Genomic DNA, 3,068 nt, shown 5'->3' on the forward strand with positions numbered 1-3,068 from the left:
GTTCGTCGCCGTACGGTATGCGCGTGGCTGATCCCTTCTTCGAGTCCCGGCCGGAGCACATGCCGCTGGGCAAGCTCGTCTCCTGGGTGGGCGGGGCGATGCAGACCTACTACCGCCGCACGGTCTCCCGGCACGGGGTGACCGGGACCGCGGTGAGCGTGCTCGGCGCGCTCGCGCACGCCGAGGGCCTCTCCCAGCGCGAGCTCGCCGGGCGGGTCGGGCTCACCCCGGCCACGTTGACCCCGGTGCTCGACGCGCTCGAACAGGACGGTCGGATCGGGCGCGAGCGGGACACCACGGACCGTCGCATCGTCCGGCTGTCGATCACCGACGAGGGGCGGGCCCATGTCCGGTCGGTGTTCACCGAGGTCGCGGCCTCGTTCCGGGCACAGATGCCCCAGCCGTCGCCGGAACATGAGCAGGTCATCCGCGATTACCTCGTCGCGGTCCTGGCCGCGGTGAGCCAGGATCCGGGGTCCGGCCCGGGACGCCACGTCTTGGGCGGGTCCGACGCCGGGAAGGGAGCAGAGTGATGGACCGCCTCGCGGTCGAGGTCGCCGACCTCGTCAAGCACTACCCGAAGGCGTCCGGCAACGCCGTCGACGGGCTCTCGTTCACCGTCGGCGAGGGCGAGGTGTTCGGGCTGCTCGGCCCGAACGGTGCCGGCAAGACGACCACCGTCGGCGTCCTGACCACGCGTGTCGTGCCGACCGGTGGGACGGCCCGGGTGGCCGGGCTCGACGTGCGCGCCGACGCCGTCGCCGTCTGCGCGAAGCTGGCGGTGGTGCCGCAGCGGGTGAACCTGGACCGGTCGCTGACCGTGCGGGACAACCTGCGCTTCCACGCCGCCTACCACGGCGTCGGGCGCGCCGAGCGCAACGCCCGCGCCGATGCGCTGCTGGAACGGATGGGCCTGGCGGACAAGGCGAAGTCGATCAGCGACAACCTCTCCGGGGGACAGGCGCAGCGGGTGATGATCGCCCGTGGGCTGATGCACAGGCCCGAGGTCCTGTTCCTGGACGAGCCCTCGACCGGCCTGGACCCGCAGGCGCGGCTGTTCGTGCACGACCAGATCGCGACCCTGCGCGACGAGGGCGTCACGGTCGTGCTGACCACGCACGACATGGACGAGGCGCACAAGCTCTCGGACCGGGTCGGCATCGTCGACCACGGCAGGCTGCTCGCCCTGGACACGCCGGACGCGCTGATCCGGTCGCTGCCCGGCGAGGCCACCGTGGAGCTCACCGTGCTGATCGGGGACGGCGGTGTCGGCCCGCTGGTCACCACGCTGGGCGAGCTGCCCGACGTCGAGCGGGCGGAGGCGCTGCCCGGTGCCGGGGACGCCGCGGGGGCCCGGCTGCGCCTCTACGTCTCCACCGACCCGTCCACGCTGCTCGCGCCGGTGGTCGAGGCAGCCGGACGCCACGGTGCGTCCGTGCGCGACGTCTCGCTCGGCACACCGACCCTGGAGGACGTGTTCATCTCGCTGACCGGAAGGGATCTGCGATGACCGCCGAGCCGACGACCCGTACCGAGCCGGGCCCGGCCGGGCCCTCGGCGCCGGTGACGGCCGCGCCGCGTGCGGGTCTGGCGTTCCTGGCCGTGCTGCGCCGCGACCTCTACGTGACGATGCGCGAGCTGCCCTCGTTCCTGGCTCAGACGCTGATCCAGCCGTTCTTCTTCCTGCTCGTCTTCGTCACCGTGCTCGGGCGCACCGGGCTGGTCTCGCCCGAGTACGGCTCGATCATGCTGCCCGGGCTGATCGCGCTGAACGCGATGTTCGGCGCGCTGCAGGCGGTCGCGCTGCCGCTGGTGTTCGAGCTGTCCTGGACCCGCGAGATCGACGACCGGCTGCTCGCCCCGATGCCGGTCTGGGCCGTCGCGGTGGAGAAGGTGGTGTTCGCGGCCGGGCGCGGGCTGCTGGCCAGCCTGCTGATGGTGCCGATCGGTGTGCTCATGGTGGACGTGGACTGGCCGCTCGCGGGGTTGTTCCCGGCGCTGGTGATGGTCGTGCTGGGTGCGCTGCTCGGTGGGGCGATGGGCCTGACGATCGGCACCGCAGTGCCTCCGCGGCGGATCAACATCCTGTTCGCGGTGATCTTCACACCGCTGCTGTTCACCGGGTCGGTGCAGTACCCGTGGCCGACGCTGGGCGACCTGCGGTGGTTCCAGGTGCTCTCGGCGCTGAACCCGCTGACCTACGTGAGCGAGGGCATCCGGGCCTCCCTGGTGCCGGCCGTGCCGCACATCCCGTTGTGGATCTGCGTGGTCGTCCCGGTGGCGGCGGTCGTGGTGTTCACGCTGCTGGGTATCCGGGGGTTCCTGCGCCGGGCCCTGGACTGAGCGCGCAGCGTGCGGAGCCGCGCGTGGGTACTGAGCGCGCAGCCTGCGGAGCCGCGCATCGATACTGAGCGCGCAGCGTGCGGAGCCGCGCATCGACTCCGGCCGTCAGCGTTCGGCGCGGGTAGCGTCGCCGGTGTGGTGGACATCGAGGGCCCGGACGGGCTGATCGTCGACTACGGCGGAGTGCTGGACGAGGGGCCGCTGCTCCTCGAGTACGCGCGGCGTGCGCGGGCGGCGGGGGTCCGGACGGCGGTGTTCTCCGGCGGGCACGCCGTACCCGACGAGTGCCACGACGTGTTCGACCTGGTGCTCCTCGGCGCCGTGCGCGGGGCCCGCAAGCCCTCGCCGGAGGCGTTCGCGGCGGCGGCCTCGGAGCTCGGGCTCCCGCCGGGACGGTGCGTCGTCGTCGACGACGTCGCGGTCAACGTCCGCGGTGCCGTCGCGGCCGGGGCGATCGGTGTCCGGCACGACGACGCGCAGAGCACGCTGGCCGAGCTGGAGGTGCTCCTCGGCGTCCCGGCCACCCCAGCCTGACCCCTGTCCGGCCGAAACCCGGGTCGGGAGCGGTCGCGAGGGGGTCCCTCGAGTCGTCATGGTGAGCGAGGGGACCCCTTGGGACTCTGGTTCCGGCTGGGTGGGCGACGTACCGGGCCTCGCCGAGCGGGACCGGCCCCGCACACGACGACGGCGCCGCTCGCGAGGTGCGAACGGCGCCGTCGGTGGTC

General features: G+C 73.1%; 4 protein-coding genes. All 4 read left to right on the top strand.

The features are described 5' to 3' along the window. The first annotated feature begins 23 nt into the window (after positions 1-23). The 4 genes from I4I78_RS31485 (at position 24) to I4I78_RS31500 (ending at position 2,877) form a co-directional block, all read left to right on the top strand. Positions 24-533 carry a MarR family winged helix-turn-helix transcriptional regulator gene (locus I4I78_RS31485; RefSeq protein ID WP_218615154.1) on the top strand — a complete coding sequence of 170 codons (510 nt, stop codon included), beginning with the start codon at positions 24-26 and terminating at the stop codon, positions 531-533. Continuing rightward, positions 533-1,510 (top strand): ABC transporter ATP-binding protein, encoded by a 978-nt coding sequence (locus tag I4I78_RS31490; RefSeq protein WP_218615155.1) that lies wholly within the window; start codon positions 533-535, stop codon positions 1,508-1,510. Before I4I78_RS31485 ends, I4I78_RS31490 begins: the two co-directional genes overlap by 1 nt. Further along, positions 1,507-2,343, top strand: a complete 837-nt coding sequence (locus I4I78_RS31495; protein ID WP_218615156.1) for an ABC transporter permease — start codon at positions 1,507-1,509, stop codon at positions 2,341-2,343. The genes I4I78_RS31490 and I4I78_RS31495 overlap by 4 nt, the downstream gene beginning before the upstream one ends. A gap of 135 nt (positions 2,344-2,478) precedes the next feature. Then, positions 2,479-2,877, top strand: coding sequence for an HAD-IA family hydrolase (locus I4I78_RS31500; RefSeq protein ID WP_308252473.1), 399 nt, complete (start codon positions 2,479-2,481; stop codon positions 2,875-2,877). Positions 2,878-3,068: the final 191 nt, after the last annotated feature.

The sequence above is a fragment of the Pseudonocardia sp. KRD291 genome (assembly GCF_019263595.1).
Classification (GTDB): domain Bacteria; phylum Actinomycetota; class Actinomycetes; order Mycobacteriales; family Pseudonocardiaceae; genus Pseudonocardia.

Excerpts from the sequence above, each read along its gene's own strand:
- I4I78_RS31490 (WP_218615155.1), top strand. The coding sequence starts at position 533 with ATGGACCGCCTCGCGGTCGAGGTCGCCGACCTCGTCAAGCACTACCCG.
- I4I78_RS31495 (WP_218615156.1), top strand. The coding sequence starts at position 1,507 with ATGACCGCCGAGCCGACGACCCGTACCGAGCCGGGCCCGGCCGGGCCC.